At 61.3% G+C, this 23438-nt stretch carries 27 protein-coding genes; 14 read left to right on the top strand and 13 right to left on the bottom strand.

The genetic code is table 11. The features are described 5' to 3' along the window. Positions 1 to 157: 157 nt before the first annotated feature. Positions 158 to 283, bottom strand: coding sequence for a hypothetical protein (locus QMK47_RS09415; RefSeq protein WP_256575060.1), 126 nt, complete (start codon positions 281 to 283; stop codon positions 158 to 160). A 422-nt stretch (positions 284 to 705) separates the two neighbouring features. Between QMK47_RS09415 and QMK47_RS09420 the strand changes: the two genes are divergently transcribed. Beyond that, the gene (locus QMK47_RS09420) at positions 706 to 1014 is read left to right on the top strand and encodes a class I SAM-dependent methyltransferase (protein WP_212796954.1); all 309 of its coding nucleotides are present in this window, start codon (positions 706 to 708) and stop codon (positions 1012 to 1014) included. Positions 1015 to 1022: 8 nt separating this feature from the next. Here the strand turns inward: QMK47_RS09420 and greB are convergent, their stop codons facing one another. Genes greB through QMK47_RS09435 form a run of 3 tightly spaced genes read right to left on the bottom strand, consistent with a single transcriptional unit; the run spans position 1023 to position 4742 of the window. After that, the gene (gene greB, locus QMK47_RS09425; protein WP_003199337.1) at positions 1023 to 1520 is read right to left on the bottom strand and encodes a transcription elongation factor GreB; all 498 of its coding nucleotides are present in this window, start codon (positions 1518 to 1520) and stop codon (positions 1023 to 1025) included. Positions 1521 to 1554: 34 nt separating this feature from the next. Next, complete coding sequence (locus QMK47_RS09430) at positions 1555 to 4059, bottom strand: ABC transporter permease (protein WP_320390076.1); 2505 nt, start codon at positions 4057 to 4059, stop codon at positions 1555 to 1557. Next, positions 4059 to 4742, bottom strand: a complete 684-nt coding sequence (locus QMK47_RS09435; RefSeq protein ID WP_063322323.1) for an ABC transporter ATP-binding protein — start codon at positions 4740 to 4742, stop codon at positions 4059 to 4061. Before QMK47_RS09435 ends, QMK47_RS09430 begins: the two co-directional genes overlap by 1 nt. 10 nt (positions 4743 to 4752) lie before the next feature. On the opposite strand from QMK47_RS09435, the gene QMK47_RS09440 reads away from it, so the two are divergent. From QMK47_RS09440 to QMK47_RS09450, 3 genes are all read left to right on the top strand, one after another. After that, the gene (locus tag QMK47_RS09440; protein WP_214510814.1) at positions 4753 to 5358 is read left to right on the top strand and encodes an arylesterase; all 606 of its coding nucleotides are present in this window, start codon (positions 4753 to 4755) and stop codon (positions 5356 to 5358) included. A gap of 56 nt (positions 5359 to 5414) precedes the next feature. Further along, positions 5415 to 5708 (top strand): hypothetical protein, encoded by a 294-nt coding sequence (locus tag QMK47_RS09445; RefSeq protein WP_003199347.1) that lies wholly within the window; start codon positions 5415 to 5417, stop codon positions 5706 to 5708. A 229-nt stretch (positions 5709 to 5937) separates the two neighbouring features. Continuing rightward, a complete protein-coding gene (locus QMK47_RS09450; protein WP_003199349.1) occupies positions 5938 to 6909 on the top strand; it encodes a L,D-transpeptidase family protein in 972 nt (323 codons plus the stop codon). A gap of 141 nt (positions 6910 to 7050) precedes the next feature. Here QMK47_RS09450 and oprI read toward each other — a convergent pair whose 3' ends face one another. Further along, positions 7051 to 7302 carry an outer membrane lipoprotei OprI gene (gene oprI / locus QMK47_RS09455; RefSeq protein ID WP_003183784.1) on the bottom strand — a complete coding sequence of 84 codons (252 nt, stop codon included), beginning with the start codon at positions 7300 to 7302 and terminating at the stop codon, positions 7051 to 7053. A gap of 633 nt (positions 7303 to 7935) precedes the next feature. On the opposite strand from oprI, the gene QMK47_RS09460 reads away from it, so the two are divergent. Next, a complete protein-coding gene (locus QMK47_RS09460; protein WP_003199362.1) occupies positions 7936 to 8217 on the top strand; it encodes a GNAT family N-acetyltransferase in 282 nt (93 codons plus the stop codon). A 173-nt stretch (positions 8218 to 8390) separates the two neighbouring features. Here QMK47_RS09460 and QMK47_RS09465 read toward each other — a convergent pair whose 3' ends face one another. Continuing rightward, positions 8391 to 9467: a 3-deoxy-7-phosphoheptulonate synthase gene (locus tag QMK47_RS09465; protein WP_003199364.1), complete on the bottom strand. Its 1077-nt coding sequence runs from the start codon at positions 9465 to 9467 to the stop codon at positions 8391 to 8393. A gap of 267 nt (positions 9468 to 9734) precedes the next feature. Here QMK47_RS09465 and QMK47_RS09470 point away from each other — a divergent pair, with 267 nt between their 5' ends. From QMK47_RS09470 to cysB, 4 genes are all read left to right on the top strand, one after another. Beyond that, the gene (locus QMK47_RS09470; protein WP_046063755.1) at positions 9735 to 10688 is read left to right on the top strand and encodes a putative 2-dehydropantoate 2-reductase; all 954 of its coding nucleotides are present in this window, start codon (positions 9735 to 9737) and stop codon (positions 10686 to 10688) included. Between the two features lie 20 nt (positions 10689 to 10708). Beyond that, positions 10709 to 11614 (top strand): 5'-nucleotidase, encoded by a 906-nt coding sequence (locus QMK47_RS09475; RefSeq protein ID WP_003199368.1) that lies wholly within the window; start codon positions 10709 to 10711, stop codon positions 11612 to 11614. Between the two features lie 96 nt (positions 11615 to 11710). Then, positions 11711 to 12211 carry a universal stress protein gene (locus tag QMK47_RS09480; RefSeq protein ID WP_214510815.1) on the top strand — a complete coding sequence of 167 codons (501 nt, stop codon included), beginning with the start codon at positions 11711 to 11713 and terminating at the stop codon, positions 12209 to 12211. Positions 12212 to 12321: 110 nt separating this feature from the next. Further along, a complete protein-coding gene (gene cysB, locus QMK47_RS09485) occupies positions 12322 to 13296 on the top strand; it encodes an HTH-type transcriptional regulator CysB (protein ID WP_003199376.1) in 975 nt (324 codons plus the stop codon). A gap of 7 nt (positions 13297 to 13303) precedes the next feature. Here cysB and QMK47_RS09490 read toward each other — a convergent pair whose 3' ends face one another. Together QMK47_RS09490 and QMK47_RS09495 are read right to left on the bottom strand one after the other, a co-directional pair. Continuing rightward, entirely contained in the window at positions 13304 to 13786 is a 483-nt protein-coding gene (locus tag QMK47_RS09490; protein ID WP_320390077.1) for a transcription elongation factor GreAB, read from the bottom strand. Positions 13787 to 13788: 2 nt separating this feature from the next. Continuing rightward, positions 13789 to 14181: a hypothetical protein gene (locus QMK47_RS09495; protein WP_320390078.1), complete on the bottom strand. Its 393-nt coding sequence runs from the start codon at positions 14179 to 14181 to the stop codon at positions 13789 to 13791. A 121-nt stretch (positions 14182 to 14302) separates the two neighbouring features. Between QMK47_RS09495 and earP the strand changes: the two genes are divergently transcribed. Together earP and QMK47_RS09505 are read left to right on the top strand one after the other, a co-directional pair. Continuing rightward, on the top strand, positions 14303 to 15436 hold the full coding sequence (gene earP / locus QMK47_RS09500; RefSeq protein ID WP_320390079.1) for an elongation factor P maturation arginine rhamnosyltransferase EarP: 1134 nt from the start codon (positions 14303 to 14305) through the stop codon (positions 15434 to 15436). A 48-nt stretch (positions 15437 to 15484) separates the two neighbouring features. Then, entirely contained in the window at positions 15485 to 16054 is a 570-nt protein-coding gene (locus tag QMK47_RS09505) for an elongation factor P (protein WP_160388943.1), read from the top strand. 249 nt (positions 16055 to 16303) lie between these two features. Here QMK47_RS09505 and QMK47_RS09510 read toward each other — a convergent pair whose 3' ends face one another. The 3 genes from QMK47_RS09510 to QMK47_RS09520 form a co-directional block, all read right to left on the bottom strand. Next, on the bottom strand, positions 16304 to 17317 hold the full coding sequence (locus QMK47_RS09510; protein ID WP_258690614.1) for an alpha/beta hydrolase: 1014 nt from the start codon (positions 17315 to 17317) through the stop codon (positions 16304 to 16306). A 35-nt stretch (positions 17318 to 17352) separates the two neighbouring features. Continuing rightward, positions 17353 to 17772, bottom strand: a complete 420-nt coding sequence (locus QMK47_RS09515) for an organic hydroperoxide resistance protein (RefSeq protein WP_003199389.1) — start codon at positions 17770 to 17772, stop codon at positions 17353 to 17355. Between the two features lie 322 nt (positions 17773 to 18094). Beyond that, on the bottom strand, positions 18095 to 18556 hold the full coding sequence (locus tag QMK47_RS09520) for a MarR family winged helix-turn-helix transcriptional regulator (RefSeq protein WP_003199391.1): 462 nt from the start codon (positions 18554 to 18556) through the stop codon (positions 18095 to 18097). 145 nt (positions 18557 to 18701) lie between these two features. Here QMK47_RS09520 and QMK47_RS09525 point away from each other — a divergent pair, with 145 nt between their 5' ends. Continuing rightward, entirely contained in the window at positions 18702 to 19451 is a 750-nt protein-coding gene (locus QMK47_RS09525; RefSeq protein ID WP_258690615.1) for a sulfite exporter TauE/SafE family protein, read from the top strand. On the opposite strand, the gene QMK47_RS09530 is transcribed toward QMK47_RS09525, so the two are convergent. Continuing rightward, positions 19441 to 20295, bottom strand: a complete 855-nt coding sequence (locus QMK47_RS09530) for a LysR substrate-binding domain-containing protein (RefSeq protein WP_027912697.1) — start codon at positions 20293 to 20295, stop codon at positions 19441 to 19443. The genes QMK47_RS09525 and QMK47_RS09530 overlap by 11 nt on opposite strands. A 97-nt stretch (positions 20296 to 20392) precedes the next feature. Between QMK47_RS09530 and QMK47_RS09535 the strand changes: the two genes are divergently transcribed. Both QMK47_RS09535 and QMK47_RS09540 read left to right on the top strand, forming a co-directional pair. Further along, on the top strand, positions 20393 to 20611 hold the full coding sequence (locus QMK47_RS09535) for a DUF1127 domain-containing protein (protein WP_003199394.1): 219 nt from the start codon (positions 20393 to 20395) through the stop codon (positions 20609 to 20611). A 64-nt stretch (positions 20612 to 20675) separates the two neighbouring features. Beyond that, positions 20676 to 21905, top strand: coding sequence for a winged helix-turn-helix domain-containing protein (locus tag QMK47_RS09540; RefSeq protein ID WP_253472682.1), 1230 nt, complete (start codon positions 20676 to 20678; stop codon positions 21903 to 21905). A gap of 126 nt (positions 21906 to 22031) precedes the next feature. Here QMK47_RS09540 and QMK47_RS09545 read toward each other — a convergent pair whose 3' ends face one another. Continuing rightward, positions 22032 to 23378, bottom strand: a complete 1347-nt coding sequence (locus QMK47_RS09545) for a class II 3-deoxy-7-phosphoheptulonate synthase (protein ID WP_003199400.1) — start codon at positions 23376 to 23378, stop codon at positions 22032 to 22034. Positions 23379 to 23438 lie beyond the last annotated feature (60 nt).

The raw sequence follows: 23438 nt of genomic DNA on the forward strand, positions 1-23438 counted from the left end.
GGTTTTGTGTCGGACATAATTTTGTGTTCACTGGAGATTCTGTGTGGGAGCGAGCTTGCTCGCGATAGCGGTGGCTCAGCCCCAAAAATGCTGGCATGTGTCCCCCGGTCTTGCTCTTGCTCTTGCTCTTGCTCTTGCTCTTGCTCTTGCTCTTGCTTTAGATCTTGATCTGGGGCGCCCCGTTAACCACGCTGGCCGAACGCAGGCATTGCGCAGTGGGCACCTCGGCATGGATGCCGAGGTAGCCGCGCTGGGCCATGGATGGCCCTTCGCGGCGGCCCACGGAGCAATGCCGGAGTGAGGGCACACCGAGCCTAGGCGAGGTGCCGAGTGGTGGGGCAAAAGCGCTTTTGGTTACTTTTGGCGCTCTTCCAAAAGTGACCCGCTGTAAGAGCGGAACCATAAGTAGCCGTTACCGCAGAAACGGATACATACACCAACCCACGCCTCTCGGAACAGATAATCAGAAAACAGCATTACCGTCTTCTACGGGCCTTTTTATGCGGAGTGATTCTTGACACTGGCCAGTCAGCTTCTCTAGGATGCCGCTCATGCGCCGATTTAAACAGCTACTTGCGGGGCGCCAGGTGACTCAATCCAGTCGCCGATAGAAGCCGAAGACAAGGCTTCGAAATACCGCTAAAGCGCTGGTTCGGTGTTGCCTCTCACCTGCCATGCAGACTTTTGAGGCAGAGACACGACACGATGAACGCACCCAGCCCCCTAGTACGTCTTGCGCCGATTACGGCGAACCTTGTGCAACGCAATCCGAAAATTCTCCTGGGCGGCACTCACCAGCCAACGCTCTTGCGCTATCTCGACGGCTGGCCACGTCGTAATCATGGGCCCGCTGCTTTCCTGATCCAGTTTGTCGAAGACGGCGAGTCACTGGCGCGGTTCGCCAATGACAGTTTCGACCTGGCCGTCATCCAGTCCCCCTGTGCGGCGGACGCTCCTGAAATGATCCGGCAGTTGACCCGTGTCGCCCGGCAGGGATTGATCACGCGCCGCTGAGGCGAGGATTACGGATACGCGATGTCCACGATGTAGACCCGTTTCTCGCCGGTAGGCGTCTGGACGCTGACCTCGGCATCCAGGGCCTTGCCGATCAGGGCTCGTGCCAACGGTGAGTCGATACTGATCAGGTTCTGTTTCAGGTCCAGCTCGTCCGGGCCGACGATGCGATAGCGTGATTCCTTGCCATCCTCATCTTCGACCGTCACCCAGGCACCGAAATACACCTTGTTCGGATCGCTGGGTTTTTCACTGACCACTTTGAGCGCTTCAAGGCGCTTGGTGAGGAAGCGCACGCGACTGTCGATTTCCCGCAGCATTTTCTTGCCGTAGGTGTATTCGGCGTTTTCCGAACGATCACCCTGGGCCGCCGCCTCGCTGACCGCCTGGGTCACCTGTGGACGGCGCACATGCCACAGCTCATGGAATTCAGCGCGCATCCGCGCTTCACCCTCGGGGGTGATCAGCGCGGTGCCGGCGGTGCGGGGTGGGCGATAACGGCTCATGGCAACTTCTTGTAATAGCGAAGCCGGGAGTCTATCAACCCTCGCGCAATACTGTCAGCGGGCTGGCATTGAGCGCTCGACGGGTGCCGAACACACCGGCCGCGCCGATCAACAAGGCCCCCAGCAGCGGCAATACCAAGAGCCAAGGATGCGGATGCCAGGGCAGGTCGAAGGCGTACCGGTAAAGCACCAGGCTCACCAGCTCCGAACCCAGGGCCGCGAGCAGGCCACTGACCGCGCCCAGCAGGCCGAACTCGATGCGCCGGGCCTTGACCAGCAGGGGCCGTTCAGCGCCCAGTGCGCGCAATAGCGCACCTTGGCGAATGCGCTCGTCGAGGGTCGCCTGCAGGCCGGAAAACAGCACCGCCATCCCCGCTGCCAGCACAAACAGCAACACATACTCCACCGCCAGGGTCACCTGGGCCAGGATGCTGCGCAGTTGCTCGAGCAGGGCCTCGACTTGTAGGATCGTCACCGCCGGAAAGGCCCGGGACAGGTCGACGATCTGTTGGTCGTGGCCCGACGCCAGGTAGAAACTGGTGAGATAGGTCGCTGGCAGATCCTTCAATGTGCCGGGCTGGAAGATCATGAAGAAGTTGGGCTGGAAATTGTCCCAGTTGATCTCCCTCAGGCTGGTGACCTTCGCTTCACGATTGACGCCGCCCACGCTGAATACCAGGCGGTCGCCCAGCTTGATCTTGAGGTTCTCGGCCACTTTGCCTTCCACCGAAACCCCCGGGATATCGTCCGGTGGCTGCTGAGCCCACCAGGTCCCTGCGGTGACAACGTTGCCCGCCGGCAGGTCCGCAGCCCAGGTCAGGCTCAGGTCACGTTGCAGCGCCCGGTCACCCGCAGAGTCCTTGGTGACGAACTCTGTGGCCGGCTCGCCATTGATGCTGATGAGGCGCCCGGGGACCACGGGGTAGAGCGGGGCCGATTGCGCCGACAGCGCCAGCAGCTTGTCGGTGAAGGCCTGTTTGTCGTTGGGCAGGATGTTCAGGGCGAAATAGTTCGGGGCATTTTTCGGCAACTGGTTTTGCCAGGTGTCCAGCAATTCACCGCGTAACAGCGCGATCAACGCCATGGACAACAGGATCAGGCCGAACGCCAGGGCCTGGCCGGCCGCCGCCAAGGGATGACGCAGCAATTGGCCGAGGCCCAGCCGCCAGGGCAGGGAAGCGCGGGCCAGCAGGCGACGCAGGCTCTGGAGCAGTAACAACAACAGGCCGCCGAGCACCAGCGCGGCGACGACGCCACCGCCCAGCAGGGCGAAGGTGAGGACCAGGTCCAGGCTCAGGCGCCACATGATCAGGCCCAGGGCGCCCAGCGCGGCACCGTAGATCACCCAGGAGCTGGAGGGGATCGGCAGCATGTCCCGGCGCAGCACGCGCAACGGTGGTACCCGGCCCAGCGCAGCCAATGGCGGCAGGGCGAACCCCGCCAGGGCCACCAGCCCGGTGCCGATCCCGGCGACTGCCGGCAGCAGGCCACCCGGCGGAACGGTGGTGGGCAGCAGGTCGTGCAGCAGGGCGAACAGGCCCAGTTGGGCGATCCAGCCGAGCAGGGCGCCACTGATGCTGGCGAGCAGGCCCAGTACCGTCAGTTGCAGGCTGAACAGCACCATGGTTTCCCGGCGTGACAGGCCCAGGCAACGCAGCAGCGCGCTGGCATCGAAACGTCGGGTGGCAAAGCGGTTGGCCGAGAGCGCGACGGCGACACCGGACAGCAACACCGCCACCAGGCTGGCCATGTTCAGGTAGCGCTCGGCCTTGCCCAAGGCGCCACCGATCTGCCGGTTGCCGTCGCGGGCATCCTGCAGGCGCTGGTTGGCTTCAAGGCCAGGCTTGACCAGGTCGCGGTAGGTTTGCAGCGCTGGCGCTGGGCCGCGCCACAGGTCGCGATAGCTGACACGGCTGCCCGGCTGGACCACGCCGGTGGCCTCCAGGTCCTTGAGGTTGATCAGCACCCGCGGGGTGAGGCTGTAGAAGTTGCCGGCGCGATCGGGCTCATAAGTCAGCACGCGGCTCAGGCGCAAGGTCTGGTTGCCAACGTCGATGCTATCGCCGATCTTCAGGTCCAGTGCCGTCAGCAGCCGTGCTTCGACCCAGGCCTCGCCAGGGTTCGGGCGTCCGCCGGTTTCTTCCGGGGCAAACGGGGTGGGGGTGCTTTTCAGCTCGCCGCGCAAGGGGTAGCTGTCATCGGCCGCCTTGACGCTGGACAGCTGGATACCATTGTCGGTGGCCACGACACTGGAGAACTCCACGACCCGGGCGTGTTCCAGCCCCAGGTCGGTGCCGCTGCGGATCTGCTCCGGGCGGGCGGGGGAACTGCCTTCGAGCAGCAGGTCGGCACCGAGGAATTCGGTGGCGCGCATCATCATCGCGCCGTTGAGGCGGGCACCGAAATAACCGATGGCGGTACTGGCCGCCACCGCCACCAGCAGGGCGAAGAACAACACCCGCAACTCACCGGCGCGGGCATCGCGAAGCAATTGACGGACAGCGAGACTGAACAGGCGTAACAGCGGCAAGCGTGCCATCAAGGCTCCAGAGGGGCGACCATCTCGCCGGCTTCAAGTCGGATCAGGCGCCGGCAGCGATGGGCCAGGCGTTCATCGTGGGTGACCAGCACCAGGGTCGTGCCGCGTTCCTTGTTCAATTCGAACAGCAGGTCGCTGATGCGCTCGCCGGTGTGGCTGTCGAGGTTGCCGGTGGGTTCGTCGGCAAACAGCACGTCGGGCTCGGCGGCAAAGGCGCGGGCAATCGCCACCCGTTGCTGTTCGCCACCGGAGAGCTGGCGCGGCGAGTGGGTCAGGCGCTGGCCCAGGCCAACGCGCTGCAACAGTTGCGTGGCGCGCTCGCGGGCGTCCTTGCGGCCGTCCAGTTCCAGCGGCAGCATGACGTTTTCCAGTGCGTTGAGGCTGTCGAGCAACTGGAACGACTGGAAGACGAAACCGACATGCTCGGCGCGAATTCGCGCACGCTGGTCTTCATCCAGTGTGCTGAGGGCCCGACCGGCGAGCGTCACCTCGCCGCTGCTGGGCAGGTCGAGGCCGGCCAGCAGGCCCAGGAGGGTGGATTTGCCGGAACCGGACGCGCCGACGATGGCCAGGCTATCGCCTTTGTTCAGTTCCAGGCTGAGTTCGTGCAGGATGGTCAGTTCACCTTCCGCGCTGGAGACCACTTTGCTAAGGTCTGTCGCGGTGAGAATGCTTGAGCCCATGGAGAGTCCGATGCGTGTGTGGTTTTTGAGTGCCGGCCTGGCCTTGATGTGCATGGCCCAGAACGCAGCGGCGGGTACAGTCCTGATCGTTGGCGATAGTATCAGCGCGGCTTTCGGCCTGGATACCCGGCAAGGGTGGGTGTCGTTGCTCGAGCAACGGCTCAAGGCCGAGGGTTTTGACGATAAAGTGGTCAATGCGTCCATCAGTGGCGACACCAGCGCTGGAGGCCAGGCGCGGCTGCCGGCGCTGCTTGCAGCCCATAAGCCGGACCTGGTGATCCTGGAACTGGGCGGCAACGATGGCTTGCGCGGACAGCCGCCAACACAATTGCAACAAAACCTTGCAGCGATGATCGACAGCGCTCGCGCCAGCGGTGCCCAGGTACTTTTGCTGGGCATGCAACTGCCTCCCAATTACGGACGGCGCTACACCGATGCCTTTACCCGGGTCTACAGCACCCTGGCCGAGGAGAAAAAAGTCCCGCTGGTGCCGTTTTTTCTCAAGGACGTCGGTGGCATCCCGACCATGATGCAAGGCGACGGATTGCACCCGTCCGTCGCGGCCCAGGGCAAGTTGCTGGAAAATGTCTGGCCGACACTGAAACCGCTGCTTTGACGCTTTTCTACCGGCGGGCTTTCGGCTAATGTGGCGCCCCCGATTTGGAGCCCCCGATGCCGCGTCCCGCCTGGTCCTTGTTTGCCTACCAACTGATCGAGCCTGACGAGCAGCTGGATCTGTTCGCCTGCCAGGAAGTACGGGTGCACCTGGTGACCCGGCAGTTGGAACTCGGTGGCTCGGCCGACCGGACTCTCTGCGGCAGCCTGCTGCCGGCCCAACCGCGCTGGTCGAGCGTCGATCGCAAGATTTTCCAGGATCATCGCCTGTGCTCGTTGTGCCGGGCGATCCTGGAGTCCCAGAAGCGCGGCACCTCGCCAATCTGGCCGGAGTTGCGGTTCGAGTTGTAGTCCCCGTTCCAGTGTGGGAGCGAGCTTGCTCGCGATAGGGCCGGCACCTCCAATACAGGGCGAGCAGGCCCACCGCTATCGCGAGCAAGCTCGCTCCCACAGGGGGCATTTCAACTTCCAGGCATGCTGCACATCGGACGCCTCTGTACCGCTCTCCCCGAAATAACAGGTGGCAGTGTACAATCGCCGTTTTCATAACCCCTTGTTCGATCTGCGAAGGATTTCCCGGATGTTGCCGCGCTTGCCTGCCGTCGCCCGCTGCCTGTCTCTTGCCGCCCTGTGTATGGCGGGCCCCGTTGCAGCCCTGGAGCTGCCTCTGCCACCGCCGGGTGAAGACATCGTTGGCCAGGTGCAGGTTATCAAGGCCAAATACGAAGACACCTTCGCCGACCTGGGTACCACCTATGACCTGGGCTACAGCGAGATGGTCGCCGCCAACCCGGGGGTCGATCCCTGGTTGCCGGGCGCAGGCACCGAGATCGTGCTGCCGACTCGTTTCATCCTGCCGCCGGGCCCGCGCGAAGGCATCGTGATCAACCTTGCCGAGTACCGTCTCTACTATTTCCCCAAGGGGCGGAACGTGGTCTACACCTTCCCGCTGGGGATCGGGCGTGAGGGCTGGGGATCGCCGATCGCCCACACCAGCATCATCGCCAAGACGCCGAACCCGACCTGGACCCCGCCGGCATCGATCAAGGCCGAACACGCCGCTGACGGTGACCCGCTGCCGAATGTCGTGCCCGCCGGCCCTGATAACCCGCTGGGTCCCTTCAAGTTCACCCTGGGCACCCCGGGTTACCTGATCCATGGTTCGAACAAGAAGTTCGGCATCGGCATGCGGACCAGCCACGGCTGCTTCCGGATGTTCAACAATAACGTGCTGGAAATGGCCGGCATGGTGCCGGTGGGTACATCGGTGCGGATCATAAACGACCCCTACAAGCTGGGCTTGAGCGGTGGCAAGGTGTACTTGGAGGCTCATACACCGCTGGACGACAAGGGCAACCCGTCGGTGGTGGACAAGCACACCTCGGTGATCAACGCGATGCTCAAGCGTGAAGACATCACCAGCAACTTGCGCATGAACTGGGACGTGGTGCGGGACGTGGTGGCGGCCGAAGATGGCATGCCGGTGGAAATCGCTGTTCCGAATACCTCGGCACCGATGGTCACGAGCGCGCCGATCGACTTGCAGCAGTAAAAGACTCGACAACAACCCGCCGACGTTTCGCGATGTCGGCGGGTTTTTTATTGCTTGGGAAAACACCGGGCAACAGCTCTCGAATCCAAAAAAAAAGCCGACCCAAAAATGGGTCGGCTCGATAACAATCCCGAGGGACTATTACTTGCGGCTAGCTTTTTCCAGCATGCGCAGAGCACGCTCGTTAGCTTCGTCAGCAGTCTGTTGTGCTTTTTGAGCAGCAGCCAGAGCTTCATCAGCTTTACGGTAAGCTTCGTCTGCACGAGCCTGGGAGCGAGCTGCTGCGTCTTCGGTAGCAGTCAGACGTGCTTCGGTTTCTTTCGATGCGCTGCTGCAACCGGTAGCCAGAACTGCGGCCAGGGCCAGAGCAGAGAATTTCAGAACGTTGTTCATCGGTTTCCCCTTCAAGGACTTTCTATTAGTGACTGTCTCCCCAGACTGAGGAGTTAGCCGGCGTACATACTACCCATTACTTGTAGTAAGTAAACTGACGTAGCGCAAGAAGCAAAAAAATTGTAGGCGGTGATTCTTTTTCGAGCAACTTTTCTTCGGGGTGTTTAAAAAATATACAGGCCAAAGCCCATGGCTGGAGCGCGCTGGCGGAAAAAAGTTCCGCGGCGGGGCGAACTCTTGCAGCCCTCGCTAACGTCGTTGTTTATTGATTCACCTACACTTTTGTACGTTTTTTGTGCAATGCCCCAGGCATCTTTATTGGTAATGGCGGTGACTTTAACTACGCGCGCTCGTCTCAAGACTCAACAACTGGCGATGTTCAGCTATTGCACCGCGACCGACTACAGCGCGACGATGGCGCTCAATCGATAAACCCGACCAGGTTACCCCTTCGATGACAGGCGTGCCTTGAGCATTTGCGTCATTGGTGCCTACTATTCACGACGTGCTCGGGTTTGAGCGGATCGGTTTTGGCGCTCGGTGACCAGGAAGGCACGGGGTGGCGTAGATGTTCCTTCGCCGGAAAAACATCGGTAAGGTAGGGGTCGGCATTCAGACCCGCGAGGAGTAGTGATGAGCGAGGCGGTTACCATCCACCATGACCAGGCTGGTCATCAGTTCGAGACCAATGTGGACGGTCATCGTGCCTATCTGACCTATATGGACCTGGGCAAGCAGACCCTGGATATCTATCGCACCTTCGTGCCCAACGCCTTGCGCGGCCGGGGCATCGCGGCGGCGTTGACCGAAAGTGCGCTGCAGTACGCCGAAGAAATGGGCTACACGGTGATCCCATCCTGCTCCTACGTGGAGCGCTACATGGAGCGTCACCAGCGGCACGCGGCGAAACTCTGAGAAAAAGCATTCCCAAAAAAAACGCCGGGCTGAAGAGCCCGGCGTTTTTTATGTCTTGAGGAAAGTAAAAGATCGCAGGCTTCGCCAGCTCCTACATCCCCGCTCCAAATATGTGCAGGAGCTGTGTAGGAGCTGCGTAGGAGCTGTCGAGTGAAACGAGGCTGCGATCTTTTTCAGCCACGCTGCCGCTTCGGCAATACATCCTTGAGCTTGGCATGCATGCTGCGCAGGGTGTTCTCGGTGGCGCTCCAGTCGATGCAGGCATCGGTGATGGAGACGCCGTACTGCAAGTCGGCGAGGTCTTTCGGGATGGCCTGGCAGCCCCAATTCAAGTGGCTTTCGACCATCAGGCCGATAATCGACTGGTTGCCTTCCAGGATCTGGTTGGCCACGTTCTCCATCACCAGCGGTTGCAGTGCCGGGTCCTTGTTGGAGTTGGCGTGGCTGCAGTCGACCATGATGTTCGGCTTGATCTTGGCTTTGTTCAGCGCCTGTTCGCACAGCGCGACGCTGACCGAATCGTAGTTCGGCTTGCCGTTGCCACCGCGCAGTACCACGTGACCGTAGGCGTTGCCCTTGGTGGTGACGATCGACACGCCACCTTCCTGGTTGATGCCCAGGAAGCGATGTGGGCTGGAGACCGACTGCAAGGCGTTGATCGCCACGGTGAGGCCACCGTCGGTGCCGTTCTTGAAGCCCACTGCCGACGACAGGCCGGAGGCCATTTCGCGGTGGGTCTGGGATTCGGTGGTGCGCGCGCCGATGGCCGACCAGCTGATCAGGTCCTGCAAGTATTGCGGCGAGATCGGGTCCAGGGCTTCGGTGGCCGTGGGCAGGCCCATTTCCGCCAGGTCCAGCAGCAATTGGCGACCGATGTGCAGGCCGTCCTGGATCTTGAAGGAGTCATCCAGGTAAGGGTCGTTGATCAGGCCTTTCCAGCCGACGGTGGTCCGAGGCTTCTCGAAATACACCCGCATGACCAGGTACAAGGTGTCGGAGACTTCCGCAGCCAGCACCTTGAGGCGCTCGGCGTATTCGTGGGCGGCCTTGATGTCATGGATCGAGCAGGGCCCGATGACCACGAACAGGCGATGATCGGTGCCGTCCAGGATGTTGCGGATGACTTCCCGGCCCTTGGTCACGGTGCGCAGGGCAGCGTCGCTCAGGGGAATATCGCGCTTGAGCTGGTCAGGCGTGATGAGGGTCTCGTTGGAGGCGACGTTAAGGTCGTTGATCGGTAAATCAGCCATCGTGTTACTCGTCAGGTCACGGGTGCCGGCCGCCAGCGATCCCCGCGCGGCGGTGCACAGCGGATTTTAAGCGCGTCGGGGAGCCGAACCTTATCGCGTTACGAGGCTGCTCGACAATGGGCTGGGACGGGTTTAATGCCCTAAAGGCTGGGGAAAAGGCCTTGGAGATGGCTCTGCAACAGATTCGTGAGCAGATGTAATGAAGATTGCATGCCATGCCGCTCGCGCTGATAGTGTGCAGGGGCTTTTACCAGGAGAGTTGCAAAGATGCAGGCAGGCGTGAAACCGCGGATCGGGATGATCGGCACCGGGGCGATCGGTGGGTTCTACGGCGTGATGCTGGCGCGTGCCGGTTTTGACGTGCACTTTTTACTGCGCAGCGAATTTGCTGCCGTGGCCGAAGCCGGTTTGCGGATCGACAGCGCGGTTCACGGTACGCTGGCCCTCAACCCCGTCCAGGCGTATCGCTCGGCAGCCGATATGCCGCCCTGCGACTGGCTGCTGGTCGGCGCCAAGACCACCAGTAATGCCGAGCTGGCCCCGGCCATTACCCAGGCTGCCGCTGACGGTGCAAAAGTCCTGTTGCTGCAGAACGGCCTGGATGTCGAAGACGATCTTCGCCCTTTGTTGCCCGATTCGTTGCACCTGTTGGGTGGCCTGTGCCTGATCTGCGTGCATCGCGTCGGCCCTGGTGTCGTCACCCACCAGGCCCTTGGTGCGGTCAACGTCGGCTATCACAGCGGTCCTTGCGCCGATCAGGCACAACGCATGGTGATCGTCGAAGAGGCGGCGACGTTGTTCCGCAGCGCCGGTATCGACGCCCAGGCCATGCCGGGCCTGCAACAGGCCCGCTGGCAGAAGCTGGTGTGGAATGTGCCGTACAACGGTCTTTCGGTTCTGTTGGGCGCCAGTACCACGCCGTTGATGGCCAACGACCATAGCCGCGAATTGATCCAGGCACTGATGGGGGAGGTGGTCCGCGGTGCGCAAGCCTGCGGGCATCATATCGCGCCGGGTTATGCCGAGTATCTGTTCACGATGACCGAGAAGATGCCCGACTACTGGCCGAGCATGTACCACGATTATTCCCACAAGCGTGCGCTGGAGCTGGACGCGATCTACGGCCGGCCATTGGCGGCAGCGAAAGCGGCAGGGTGTGAGCTGCCGAAAATCGAAGCCTTGTACCAGGCGTTGGCATTCGTGGACCGATATAACCGCTGAGCGGGCGAAAGGGGAGCGCTATGGCAAACAACATCGACGACAAACTGGTGCTGGCGATTTCGTCGCGGGCGCTGTTCGACCTGCGGGAAAGCCACAAGGTGTATTTGTCGAGTGGCGTCGAAGCCTATCGGCAATACCAGATCGAGCATGAAGACGAAGTCCTGGCACCCGGTGATGCCTTCGCCCTGGTGCAAAAGCTGCTGAACCTCAACGAGCACCTGGGGCGTGCCCGGGTCGAGGTGATCCTGGTTTCGCGCAACAGCGCCGACACCGGCCTTCGAGTGTTCAACTCGATTCATCATTATGGGCTGGCGATCTCGCGCGCGGCTTTCGTGGGCGGCCGCAGTCCTTACCCGTACCTCAAGGCGTTCGGTTGCGATCTCTTTTTGTCCACCCACGCTGAAGACGTGCGCAGCGCCCTGGACGCCGGGTTTGCCGCCGCGACCATTCTGTCGGGTGGTGCCAGTCGCGCGGCCAGCGAGGAACTGCGCATTGCCTTCGACGGCGATGCCGTGCTGTTTTCCGATGAGTCGGAGCGTGTCTATCAGGCCGATGGGCTGGAAGCCTTCCAGGCCAGCGAGCGACAGGCCGCCCGCGAGCCGCTGCGAGGCGGGCCGTTCAAGGGGTTCCTGGCGGCGCTCAATGCACTGCAGCGCGAGTTTCCCGAGGACGCCTGCCCCATTCGTACGGCGCTGGTGACGGCCCGTTCGGCACCTGCCCACGAGCGGGTCATCCGGACCTTGCGTGAGTGGGATATTCGCCTGGACGAGTCGTTGTTCCTGGGTGGCCTGACCAAATCGGCCTTCCTCGAAGCCTTCGCCGCCGATGTTTTTTTCGATGACCAGACCGGCCATTGCGAACTGGCCCGGGAGGTGGTCGCCACCGGTCACGTGCCCCACGGTATCAGTAACGAAATGAAGCCCTGACTGCCCTTGGTCCGGGACTTCAAGCCGCACGTCGCAGTCCCCGAGGCGCTGCTAAGCTGAATCAATCTCCGCCATTTTGGCACGCGAGGAGGTCACATGATTCGTTCGATGCTGTACGCCACAGACCTGGGCCTGTACGCCCCTTATGTGATGCAGCATGCCTTGGCGTTAGCACGGACGTTTGAAGCCGAGTTGTATGTGGTGCATGCGGTAGAACCGATGGGGCTGTTCGCCGAGTCGGTGTTGCAAAGCTATCTTGACGAGCAGGCGCTGAACGAATTTCACCGCCAAGGTCTGAATACGGTGATGGCCAATATCGAACAGCGAGTGCTCGACAGTTTCCGCGAGGAGTTGGGAGACGGTCAGCAGGATTTGCAACTGATCAAGTCGGTCAGGGTGTACCAGGGCGATCCTTCCCAAGTCATCCTGGAGCAGGCTGCGAAACTCTCTGTCGACTTGCTGATCGTAGGCAGTCATTGCCAAGGGGCAAGCGGTGAGACCCCCTTGGGCAGAACCGCTGCACGGGTATTGCAGTTATCCCGGGTACCGGTCTACCTGGTACCGCTGGTACAGCGCCGACGCCAAGGAGAGGGCTGAGGCTAAATGATGGCTTTTTATAAAAAGTTCTAGATTTATTGTCGAAACCTTTCATATAGTTATATACCGTCGCTGATGCCCGTGGCGTCCAACTGCTTTGAGGGATACATATGAAGCTTCAACAACTGCGCTACATCTGGGAAGTGGCGCACCACGACCTCAACGTTTCCGCTACTGCCCAAAGTCTCTACACGTCGCAACCCGGCATCAGCAAGCAGATCCGCCTGTTGGAAGATGAACTGGGCGTCGAAGTCTTCGCCCGCAGTGGCAAACACCTGACCCGCGTGACTCCGGCCGGCGAGCGCATCATCACCACCGCTGGCGAGATCCTGCGCAAGGTCGAAAGCATCAAGCAGATCGCCCAGGAGTTCTCCAACGAGAAAAAAGGCACCCTGTCGATCGCCACCACCCACACCCAGGCCCGCTATGCGCTGCCGCCGGTGATCAGTAACTTCATCAAGCAATACCCCGACGTGGCGCTGCACATGCACCAAGGCTCGCCGATGCAGATCGCCGAGATGGCCGCCGATGGCACGGTGGATTTCGCCATTGCCACCGAAGCCCTGGAGTTGTTCGGGGACCTGGTGATGATGCCGTGCTATCGCTGGAACCGCTGCGTGGTCGTGCCCCAGGGCCATCCGTTGACCAAGCTGCCGAAGCTGACCCTCGAAGCCCTGGCCGAATACCCGATCGTGACCTACGTATTCGGTTTCACCGGTCGTTCCAAGCTCGACGAAGCCTTCAGCCATCGTGGCCTGACGCCGAAAGTGGTGTTCACCGCCGCCGACGCCGACGTGATCAAGACCTACGTTCGCCTGGGCCTGGGCGTGGGCATCGTCGCGAAGATGGCTGTCGATACCAAGCTCGACAGCGACCTGGTAGTACTGGATGCCAGCGAGTTGTTCGAATCCAGCGTGACCAAGATCGGTTTCCGTCGCGGCACGTTCCTGCGGGGTTTCATGTGCGATTTCATCGAGAAATTTGCACCGCACCTGACCCGGGAAGTCATGGCCAAGGCCATCCAGTGCCACAACAAGCAAGAACTCGAAGAGTTGTTCGACGGCGTCGAACTACCGGTGCACTAAGACCCTTCTAGATCGCCTCGGTGACAGCGAACTGTTGCCGGGCGCCCGCTACCACGATCTCTACTTCATCCCCTTCGAACTTGCCCAGAAGGCCGCGGCCCAGCGGTGAGCGAGGGGTGATGACGGTGATCGGCTGGCCCACTAGCGAGACCTTAAAACCCGCTGCATCCGGCCCCAGGAAGAGCCATTGCTGACGGCCGTCCTCATCTTCCAGCCCGATCAATGTGCCGACCTGAATACCGCGCTGCTCGTCGTAAGGCCTTGGCGTCAGGTTCTGGCAGAGGGTGAGGGCCTGGCGGATTTCTTCTACGCGCCTGGCTTGTCCGGCGGCGAGGTAGGACGCCTCGAGGCCGAGGGTGTCGTACTTGTTCTCGGCGATGTTTTCTTCGTGGGTCGCGGTTTCATAGGCGGTCTGCGCAGCGCGTTCGGCGATGTCGAGATCAATCTTGAGCTTGTCGAGAATCAACTGGTGGACGGTCTGTTTGTTCATGGTCATTCGCAGAATTGCAGAACGTTGGCGCGGCTTTTTTCACTGGGCGCATTCTGGTCCTGTTGCAACCAGAACTGGCACTTGGGGTTGGACAGGTTGCGCGGATTGTTGCGGGCCTGGTCGAGCGCTTGGCGCTGCTCGTTCCTTTGCAGGTTCTGCTGATACTGCTCGAACATCGGTGTGGGCGGCTCAGGGGCCGGTTGCACCGCCGGCGCCGGTGGTTGCGCCAGTTGATGGACGGCGGCGGCCACGGGTGCCAGTTGTTCGTTGAACAGAAATCTGGACAGCAGCCAGCCCGTCAACACGATGGCGAGGAACCCCAGCCACAGGCCCAGGGCGATGCTGAAGGTCAATTGCAAAGCCGTGAGGCACGAGGGTGTCGAGTGATCGGGCATGGCTGCTTCCTGGCAGGGTCATGGGCAGGCGATGATTGTCGCATGAAGATTAATCGCCGTCGGCTCTTCTGCGTGATCGGTTTATTCGGGACAATCAGGCCTTTGCCACAGGGAGTCGGGAATGACCGTGCGTTGGGATATTTTTTGCACCGTCGTCGATAACTTTGGCGACATTGGTGTCACGTGGCGCCTGGCTCGGCAGTTGGTGGCCGAACATCGATGCGCGGTGCGGCTATGGGTCGACGACCTGCGTGCCTTCGAACGAATTTGCCCGGAAATCGACATCACCCTGTCCGAGCAATGGCAGCAGGGCGTGCAAGTGCGTCACTGGCCCGGGGAGTGGGCGGCCACCGAAGCTGCCGACGTGGTGATCGCCGCGTTTGCCTGCCAACTGCCGAGCGCCTACATGGATGCGATGGCCGCGCGCCAGACGACGCCCCTGTGGATGAACCTTGATTATTTGAGCGCCGAGGACTGGGTGATCGGTTGCCACGGCCTACCGTCGGTCAAATACAAACACGTGCAGAAATATTTCTTCTTCCCGGGCTTCCAGGAAGGAACAGGTGGCCTGCTGCGTGAGGCGGGGCTTCTGGAGCGCCGCCGGCAATTTCAGCAGGATGCCGAGGCGCAACGAATGTTCCTGCAAGGGCTGGGCGTCGAGCGGGCGCCGAATGCCTGCCTGATCTCGCTGTTTGCCTACGAGAACGCCGGGTTGGCGAGCTGGTTTGACGCAATGGCCGCCGATGCCCAGGCGTTTCATGTGCTGGTTCCCGAAGGGCGGGTACTCGGTGATGTCGAGCGTTGGCTCGGGGTCGATGACCTGGCGGTCGGTGCGGTACATCGACGCGGCGCGTTGACGGTGCAGGTGTTGCCGTTCATCCGCCAGGACCAGTACGATCAATTGTTATGGTGTTGCGATTTCAATGCCGTGCGTGGCGAAGACTCCTTCGTGCGCGCCCAGTGGGCCGGCCGGCCGTTGCTCTGGCACATCTACCAGCAGGAAGAAGACGTCCACCTGGAAAAACTCGAGGCGTTCCTCAGGCTCTACACCCAGGGGCTTTCCCCGGCGGCGCAAAAAGCGATCAGCGGTCTTTGGCGGGCCTGGAATGCCGGCCAGGACATGACCGAATATTGGAAAGCCAGCCGTGAACAGCCGCAGGAACTGGCCGAACATGCCCAGGCGTGGTGTCTGGAACAGGCCTCGCGAGCCGATCTTGCCGCAGCGCTGGTGAAGTTTTATGTAAATTGGATATGATACGCGGCCTAGATTTTTGTAAATCCCATCCAAATTCGGATATTCGCAATGAAAACTGGTAAAGAACTGAAACCCGGGACCGTGATCCGTCTCGAAAACGATCCTTGGCTGGTTCAGAAAGCTGAGTTCACCAAGTCGGGTCGTAACAGCGCGATCATGAAGACCAAGCTGAAGAACCTGCTGACCGGTTACAAGACCGAGATCGTCTACAGCGCCGACGACAAACTGGACGACGTGATCCTCGACCGCAAAGAAGCGACCCTGTCCTTCATCAGCGGCGACACCTACACGTTCATGGACACCACTGACTACACCATGTACGAGCTGAACGCCGAAGACATCGAAAGCGTTCTGCCGTTCGTTGAAGAAGGCATGACCGATGTCTGCGAAGCCATCTTCTTCGAAGAGCGCCTGGTTTCTGTAGAGCTGCCGACCACCATCGTGCGTCAGGTTGACTACACCGAAGGCTCCGCTCGCGGTGACACTTCCGGCAAGGTGATGAAGCCTGCCAAACTGAAGAACGGTACCGAGCTGTCGGTAGCTGACTTCATCGAAATCGGCGACATGATCGAGATCGATACCCGCGAAGGCGGTTCCTACAAAGGCCGCGCTAAATAAGCGAAGCCTTGTGTATGAAAAAGCCCGACCATTGAGTCGGGCTTTTTTATTTCAGGACTACACACCAAATCCCCGTGGCGAGGGAGCTTGCTCCCGCTGGGCCTGTAGGAGCTGTCGAGCGAAGCGAGGCTGCGATCTTCCCAGACACTTGAGTTTCAGCGAAAGGTTAAAAGATCGCAGCCTTCGGCAGCTCCTACAGCGCAGCCGAGCGGGAGCAAGCTCCCTCGCCACAAAAGCTTTGGCGTGCAGTCACTTCAGGTGTTGCTTGAGCTCCTGCGACGCCTGCAGCATTGCCGAACGCACCGCGGGCACCTGGCTGACCACGTTGAGCAAGCCATAGTCGTGGATCATGCCGTTGTAGCGTACGGCCGTGACGGGTACACCGGCCGCGTCCAGCTTGCGGGCATAGGCTTCACCTTCATCACGCAAGACGTCGGCCTCGGCGGTTTGTACCAGCGCGGGCGGCAGGCCCTTGAGTTGTGCGGTGCTGGCGCGCAGCGGCGAGGCATAGATCTCGCTGCGTTGCCCGGCATCGGTGGTGTAGTTGTCCCAGAACCACTTCATCAGGTTTTTACTGAGGAAGTGCCCTTCGGCGAACTGGTTGTAGGAGGCCGTCTCGAAGCTGGCATCGGTCACCGGCCACAGCAACGCCTGGAAACGGATCGCCGGCGTGCCTTTGTCCTTCGCCATCAGGGCCACGACCGCCGCCATGTTGCCGCCGACGCTGTTGCCCACCACGGCCAGGCGCTTGCCGTCGACGTTGATCTGCTTGCCGTGTTCGGCCACCCATTTCGTGGCGGCGTAGGCCTGGTTGATCGCCACCGGGTAATGCGCCTCGGGTGAGGGCGTGTAGTTGACGAACACCGCGACAGCGCCCGAGCCCGCCACCAGATCCCGAACCAGGCGTTCGTGGGTCGGGAAGTCACCCAATACCCAGCCACCGCCGTGGAAGAACATGAACACGGGCAACTCACCCTTGACCCCCTCCGGGCGAACGATGGTCAGGCTGATCGGCTGGCCATCGACCTGGATGTTTTTCTCGCTGACGTCGGCCTTGGGCAAGGTCAGCTTCACCCCCGCCTGGGCGCCCACCAGTACGGCGCGAGCGTCCTTGGGCGCCAGTTGCTCCAGGGGCTTGCCAGTGCCGGCATTCAGCACGTCGAGAAACGCCTGGGTGTTGTGCTCGACGATGCCGTCGGCGAAGGCACTGCTGACGCTGAGGGCGAGAAGGGTACCGGCAAAGGCTTTGCTGAGCGTGTTCATGTGCATCTCCTTAGGTTCGGGTCCAGGGTCGGTGGTCAGACGGTGACGTGCAGGCGCACATCAACGTTGCCGCGGGTGGCGTTGGAGTACGGGCAGACTTGGTGAGCCGCATCCACCAGGCTTTGCGCGTCGGCCTGGTCCAGCCCTGGCAGGCTGATGTGCAGGTCGATGTCGAGGCCGAAACCGCCGGGGATCTGGCCGATGCCGACATGGGCGGTAATCGAGGCGTCGTCCGGGATCTTGCGTTTGCTTTGGCTGGCAACGAATTTCAGTGCGCCGATGAAGCAGGCCGAGTAGCCGGCGGCGAACAGTTGCTCAGGGTTGGTCGCCGCACCGCCTGCACCACCGAGTTCCTTGGGCGTGGCGAGTTTGACGTCGAGGATATTGTCACTGGAGATCGCACGACCATCACGGCCGCCGGTGGAGGTTGCGATTGCGGTGTAGAGAGTTTGCATGATGAGAGCCTCGCTTCTGGGTTGGTGTTTTTGCGCTAAATGTTTGCGCGCTAAGTAGGTGTGAAGCGAATGTATAGCGCTAATATTTTGCGCGCAAGATAAATTTTCGAGGCGAGTTGAATTTGCGCCGCCGAAAGGGCGTGTAACCCTTGAGCTAGAGCGTTTCAGCGCAGAAAAAAAATTTAGATGGGCGAGTTACAGATCAGGGAGCGGCAGGACTGCCGCCATCGCGAGCAAGCTCGCTCCCACATTAGATTTGCGTCTGGGCATCCAGTGTGGGAGCGAGCTTGCTCGCGATAGCGGTGGGGCAGTTGGGGGTAAGTCAGAGGCTGTCTTGCAAATGCCCGCGCAGTGCCTGCAGGTCAAGTTGCAGCTTCTTCAACTGCTCCAGGGTCAGGCCGCTGGCAGCGAGGATGCACTGGGGGATGTCGAGGGCTTTTTCGCGCAGGGCGCGGCCCTGTTCGGTGAGTTCGACAATCACTACGCGTTCGTCTTCACGGCTGCGGGTGCGGCTCAGCAGGCCTTCGGCCTCCAGGCGCTTGAGCAGTGGCGTCAACGAGCCGGGGTCTGTCAGCAGGCGCGTGCTGATTTCACCGACGGTCAAACCATCCTTTTCCCACAACACCATCATCGCCAGGTATTGCGGATACGTCAGGCCAAGAGCCTGTAGCAGCGGCTTGTAGACTTTGGTCATCAGCAGCGAGGTGGAGTGCAGGGCGAAACAGACCTGGTTGTCGAGCAGCAGGGCTTCGCAGGCTTCGGGGGTGTCGCGCAGGGTGTTCATGGCAAAACCTTCAATCAATGATCGTTACGAATCTAGCGGGCGAATCTTTAATGCGCCAGATAATTCTGATGCCCTGAACCGATGTTACGTTTCCCCGCTGGCGCCGACTGCGTAGGATAAGGCCCCTAAGGAAAGGGGAATCGTCTTGTTCGAATTTGTGCTGTTTTTGGTGTTTGGTGCCGTGTTGGGCACGCTAGGGGGATTGTTCGGGATCGGTGGCGGCCTGATTGCCATTCCGGTGCTGGGCGTCTGGTTCGGCCTCGACCAGCAACTGGCCCAAGGTACGGCGCTGGTCATGGTGGTGCCCAACGTGATGCTCGCGTTGTGGCGCTATCACCAGCGCAATCGCATCGAATTGCGCCATGTCCTGCCGTTGGCTTGCATGGGTTTCTGCTTTGCCTGGCTGGGTTCGATCTGGGCCGTGGGGGTCGACGCGAACAGCATGCGGATCGGCTTCGTCGCGTTCCTGATCGCGCTGACACTCTACAATCTGGTCCGCATGTTCGCCGCCAACGCACCGGCTTCGGCGCAGATGCGTTATGGCTGGCCATGGCTCGCTGTGCTGGGGGCGGCGTCCGGCACCATGGGCGGTCTATTCGGTGTCGGCGGGGCTGTTGTCGCCACGCCGATCCTGACCAGTATTTTTGGCACCACCCAGGTGGTTGCCCAAGGCTTGTCCCTGGCGCTGGCCTTGCCCAGTACCGGCGTGACCCTCGCCACGTATGCGTTTCACCACGAAGTGGACTGGAGCATCGGCCTGCCGTTGGCCGTCGGAGGCTTGCTGAGCATCAGTTGGGGGGTGAAAGTCGCCCACGCCTTGCCGGAGCGGCTGTTGCGCGGGCTGTTCTGCGGTTTCCTGGTGCTCTGCGCGGTGCTACTCGCCTTTAAAGTTTGAAGCCTTCGACGATGTGCTCGGCCAGGCACTCGGTGATCGGCGATGGGTTATGCAGGTTGCGGATCAGCATGATGCTGGCCTCGGGCAGTTCCGGCAGGTCTTCAGCCTCGCCCAGTACGCGCATGTCCGGGGTCAGCAGGCTTTCCAGTTGCGCCGTGATTGCCAGGCCGGCGCCCACCACCGCCATGAGCGCCGACAGGCTCGAACTGTTGTATGCCACGCGATAATCGCGGCCCATGGCATCCAGCGCATTGCAGGCCCATTGCCGGCAGAAACAGTCACTGTTGAACATCGCCAGCGGCAGCGGTGTTTGTTCATGGACGTTGAAGCAGGCGGCTTCGGCCCAGACAAAGCGCTCCTTGCGCAGCAACTGGCCGATTTCGTCCCCGGGTTTGCGGGTGACGATGGACAGGTCCAGGTCCTGGCGCAGCAGCAACTGCTTGGACGATTCGCAGTGCACTTCAATTTCGATCAGCGGGTAGAACTGAGCGAAGCGCTGCAGGATGCCTGGCAGGAAGCGCATCACGTAATCGTCCGGCGTGCCGATGCGCACCGTGCCGACCATGTGCGGTTCGCGCAGGGTATTGAACACTTCGCTGTGCAGCTTGAGGATCCGCCGCGCATAACCCAGCAGCACCTGGCCTTCGGCGGTGAGCTTGACCTGGCGCCCATCACGCTCGAACAGCCGGCGTTGCAACACGTCTTCTTCCAGCCGCTTCATCTGCATGCTGACGGCAGACTGGGTGCGATTGACCAATTCCCCGGCCCGGGTGAAACCGCCCTGGTCGGCGATGGCGACAAAGGTACGCAGCACTTCCGTATCGATGCTCGGGTAACTCGACAATTGATCAATCTCCGAGATGTATTGCATAAGAAACATTCGTTGGATTGATCTTATCGTTAGCGCGAGACTTGATCCATCCCCAACGGAGGACATCACGATGAAAGGTCAAAAAGGTTATCTACTGATAGACAAACTCTCCCACGGCTTTTCCGTCAGCGCCCTGCTGCACAAGTTTAGTCGCTGGTACGAATTGCACCACGAACGCGAACTGCTGGCCGGAATGAGTGACGAGGCGCTCAAGGACATTGGTGTGAGTCGTGCCGACGTGGAGCAGGAAGTGGTTCGGCCATTCTGGGACGACCCAATGCACAAATGAGCCATCCTTTCCTACACAAACCCCTTATTGGTGAGGTAGGTTGCGAGCAGACAAGGAGATCTTCATGCCCGCGACTCTGTCCTTTACCCTCAAACAGGCCCGGCGTCTGGCGTTGGCCGCCCAAGGATTCGATGGGCGCTCACCGCCAGCTTCGGTGCAACCCTCACGCCTCAACCGTCTGATCGAACGCCTCGGCGTCCTGCAGATCGACTCAGTCAATGCGTTGGTGCGCTCGCATTACCTCCCGCTGTTCTCCCGCCTCGGTCACTACAATCGCGATTTGCTCGATCAAGCCGCCTGGAGCCAGGGCCGACGTCGCACGCTGTTCGAATATTGGGGGCACGAAGCGTCGCTGCTGCCGATGTCGATGTATCCGCTGATGCGCTGGCGCATGGATCGGGCTTCGGGTGGCGAAGGGATCTACCAGCAATTGGCGCGTTTCGGCCAAGAACGCCAGGATGTCATCCGCCGCGTCCTGGCCGCGGTCCAGGAACAGGGCGCCCTGGGTGCTGGCAGTTTGTCTACGCGCAAGGAAAAGGCCGGGCCGTGGTGGGACTGGAGCGCGGAGAAACATGCGCTGGAATGGCTGTTCGCCGCGGGCGAAGTCACGGTGGCTGGGCGACGCGGGTTCGAGCGGCTCTACGACTTGCCCGAACGGGTACTGCCGGCCGCGATCCTGCAGCAACCGTTGCCGGACGAGGCCCAGGCCCAACGCGGCTTGCTGGTGCATGCTGCCGACGCCTTGGGCATTGCCACCGAGAAAGACCTGCGCGACTACTTTCGCCTCGGTCCGGCCGACTGTCGCGGGCGCCTGGCTGAGTTGGAGGAGGCCGGAGAGCTGCTGCGCTGCCAGGTGCAGGGCTGGAAGCAACCGGCCTGGTGCCGACCCGCGGCGAAAGTACCTCGCAAGGTCGCCGCCAGTGCCTTGCTGTCGCCGTTCGACTCGCTGGTCTGGGAGCGCGGCCGTACCGAGCGGTTGTTCGACTTTCGCTACCGGCTGGAGATCTACACCCCCGTGCACAAGCGGGTGTATGGCTATTACGTGTTGCCGTTCCTGCACCACGAACGCATTGCCGCCCGGGTGGACCTGCGGGCAGAACGGGCCTTGGGGCAGTTGGCCGTGCATGCCGTGCACGAGGATGCGTCGGGGCTGGACGAGGAGGGGATGCAGGCCCTGGCGCTGAACTTGAGGCGCATGGCCCGGTGGCTGGGGCTGGAGCGGGTCCAGCTCAATTGTCAGCGGGTGAGTGGGGGGCGGTTGGCGGTGGCATTGGCCCAGATCGAGGGTGACTGAGCCGACGCCTTCGCGAGCAAGCTCGCTCCCGCAAGGGATCTTGGGTGACCACAAGTTTTGTGTTCACCGCCGATCCAATGTGGGAGCGAGCTTGCTCGCGAAGCGATTGAACCGGCGAAGAAGAACCTACCGCCGAACCTGCTTCAAGGTTTCGGCAATCAAAAACGCCAGCTCCAGCGACTGATCGGCATTCATCCGCGGGTCGCAGTGGGTGTGGTAGCGGTCCGATAGCCCGTCCTCGGTAATCGGGCGCGCGCCGCCGATGCATTCGGTGACGTTTTGCCCGGTCATTTCGATGTGAATCCCGCCGGCATAGGTGCCTTCGGCTTCGTGGACCTGGAAGAACTGCTTCACTTCACCGAGGATCTGCGCAAAGTCGCGGGTCTTGTAGCCGCTGCTGGCCTTGATGGTGTTGCCGTGCATCGGGTCGGAGCTCCACAGCACTTGCTTGCCTTCACGCTGCACGGCGCGCAACAGCGGCGGCAAATGTTCGCCGACCTTGTTGGCGCCCATCCGGGCGATCAGGTTCAGTCGGCCGGGGTCGTTCTGCGGGTTGAGCACGTCGATCAGGCGGATCAGGTCGTCCGGGTCCATGCTCGGGCCGACCTTGACCCCGATCGGGTTGTTCACCCCGCGCAGGAATTCGACATGGGCGCCGTCCAACTGACGGGTGCGGTCGCCGATCCACAGCATGTGGGCCGAGCAGTCGTAATAATCGTTGGTCAGGCTGTCACGGCGCACGAAGGCTTCTTCGTAATTGAGCAGCAACGCTTCGTGGGCAGTGAAAAAGCTGGTTTCGCGCAGTTGCGGCGAGCTGTCCATGCCGCAGGCGCGCATGAATGCCAGGGTTTCGTCGATGCGGTCGGCCAGGTGGCTGTATTTTTCCGCCAGGGCCGAATTGGCGATGAAGTCCAGGTTCCACTTGTGCACCTGGTGCAGGTCGGCGAACCCGCCCTGGGCGAAGGCGCGCAGCAGGTTCAAGGTGGCGGTGGACTGGTGGTAGGACTGCAGCAACCGCTCCGGGTCCGGTACGCGGCTTTTCTCGTCGAAACCGATGCCGTTGACGATATCGCCCCGGTAGGCCGGCAAGGTCACGCCGTCAATGGTTTCGTCGTTGGCTGAGCGCGGCTTGGCGAACTGCCCGGCCATGCGCCCGACCTTGACCACCGGGCAGCCGGCGGCAAAGGTCATGACGATCGCCATCTGCAAGAGCACCTTGAAGGTGTCGCGGATCTTGGCCGCCGAGAACTCGGCAAAGCTTTCGGCGCAGTCGCCGCCTTGCAGCAGGAACGCCCGGCCCTGGGTCACCTCGGCGAACTGACGGCGCAACTCCCGGGCTTCACCGGCAAACACCAGTGGCGGATAACTGGCCAGGGTCTGCTCCACCTGCAACAGGTGCGCGGCGTCGGGGTAGCGGGGTTGTTGCTGGATCGGCAGGGCGCGCCAGCTGTCAGGGCTCCAGGGTTGGCTCATCATGATCTCTAGGTGATTTACGCTCGGACGGCCATGTTATCAGCAAATTAGTGCGTGACC

Origin of the sequence: Pseudomonas sp. P9_35, assembly GCF_034008205.1 — a bacterium.
Classification (GTDB): Bacteria; Pseudomonadota; Gammaproteobacteria; order Pseudomonadales; family Pseudomonadaceae; genus Aquipseudomonas; species Aquipseudomonas kilonensis.

Coding starts and splice junctions, on each gene's coding strand:
- QMK47_RS09420 (WP_212796954.1), top strand. CDS start 706: ATGAACGCACCCAGCCCCCTAGTACGTCTTGCGCCGATTACGGCGAAC.
- greB (WP_003199337.1), bottom strand. CDS start 1,520: ATGAGCCGTTATCGCCCACCCCGCACCGCCGGCACCGCGCTGATCACC.
- QMK47_RS09430 (WP_320390076.1), bottom strand. CDS start 4,059: ATGGCACGCTTGCCGCTGTTACGCCTGTTCAGTCTCGCTGTCCGTCAA.
- QMK47_RS09435 (WP_063322323.1), bottom strand. CDS start 4,742: ATGGGCTCAAGCATTCTCACCGCGACAGACCTTAGCAAAGTGGTCTCC.
- QMK47_RS09440 (WP_214510814.1), top strand. CDS start 4,753: ATGCGTGTGTGGTTTTTGAGTGCCGGCCTGGCCTTGATGTGCATGGCC.
- QMK47_RS09445 (WP_003199347.1), top strand. CDS start 5,415: ATGCCGCGTCCCGCCTGGTCCTTGTTTGCCTACCAACTGATCGAGCCT.
- QMK47_RS09450 (WP_003199349.1), top strand. CDS start 5,938: ATGTTGCCGCGCTTGCCTGCCGTCGCCCGCTGCCTGTCTCTTGCCGCC.
- oprI (WP_003183784.1), bottom strand. CDS start 7,302: ATGAACAACGTTCTGAAATTCTCTGCTCTGGCCCTGGCCGCAGTTCTG.
- QMK47_RS09460 (WP_003199362.1), top strand. CDS start 7,936: ATGAGCGAGGCGGTTACCATCCACCATGACCAGGCTGGTCATCAGTTC.
- QMK47_RS09465 (WP_003199364.1), bottom strand. CDS start 9,467: ATGGCTGATTTACCGATCAACGACCTTAACGTCGCCTCCAACGAGACC.
- QMK47_RS09470 (WP_046063755.1), top strand. CDS start 9,735: ATGCAGGCAGGCGTGAAACCGCGGATCGGGATGATCGGCACCGGGGCG.
- QMK47_RS09475 (WP_003199368.1), top strand. CDS start 10,709: ATGGCAAACAACATCGACGACAAACTGGTGCTGGCGATTTCGTCGCGG.
- QMK47_RS09480 (WP_214510815.1), top strand. CDS start 11,711: ATGATTCGTTCGATGCTGTACGCCACAGACCTGGGCCTGTACGCCCCT.
- cysB (WP_003199376.1), top strand. CDS start 12,322: ATGAAGCTTCAACAACTGCGCTACATCTGGGAAGTGGCGCACCACGAC.
- QMK47_RS09490 (WP_320390077.1), bottom strand. CDS start 13,786: ATGAACAAACAGACCGTCCACCAGTTGATTCTCGACAAGCTCAAGATT.
- QMK47_RS09495 (WP_320390078.1), bottom strand. CDS start 14,181: ATGCCCGATCACTCGACACCCTCGTGCCTCACGGCTTTGCAATTGACC.
- earP (WP_320390079.1), top strand. CDS start 14,303: ATGACCGTGCGTTGGGATATTTTTTGCACCGTCGTCGATAACTTTGGC.
- QMK47_RS09505 (WP_160388943.1), top strand. CDS start 15,485: ATGAAAACTGGTAAAGAACTGAAACCCGGGACCGTGATCCGTCTCGAA.
- QMK47_RS09510 (WP_258690614.1), bottom strand. CDS start 17,317: ATGAACACGCTCAGCAAAGCCTTTGCCGGTACCCTTCTCGCCCTCAGC.
- QMK47_RS09515 (WP_003199389.1), bottom strand. CDS start 17,772: ATGCAAACTCTCTACACCGCAATCGCAACCTCCACCGGCGGCCGTGAT.
- QMK47_RS09520 (WP_003199391.1), bottom strand. CDS start 18,556: ATGAACACCCTGCGCGACACCCCCGAAGCCTGCGAAGCCCTGCTGCTC.
- QMK47_RS09535 (WP_003199394.1), top strand. CDS start 20,393: ATGAAAGGTCAAAAAGGTTATCTACTGATAGACAAACTCTCCCACGGC.
- QMK47_RS09540 (WP_253472682.1), top strand. CDS start 20,676: ATGCCCGCGACTCTGTCCTTTACCCTCAAACAGGCCCGGCGTCTGGCG.
- QMK47_RS09545 (WP_003199400.1), bottom strand. CDS start 23,378: ATGAGCCAACCCTGGAGCCCTGACAGCTGGCGCGCCCTGCCGATCCAG.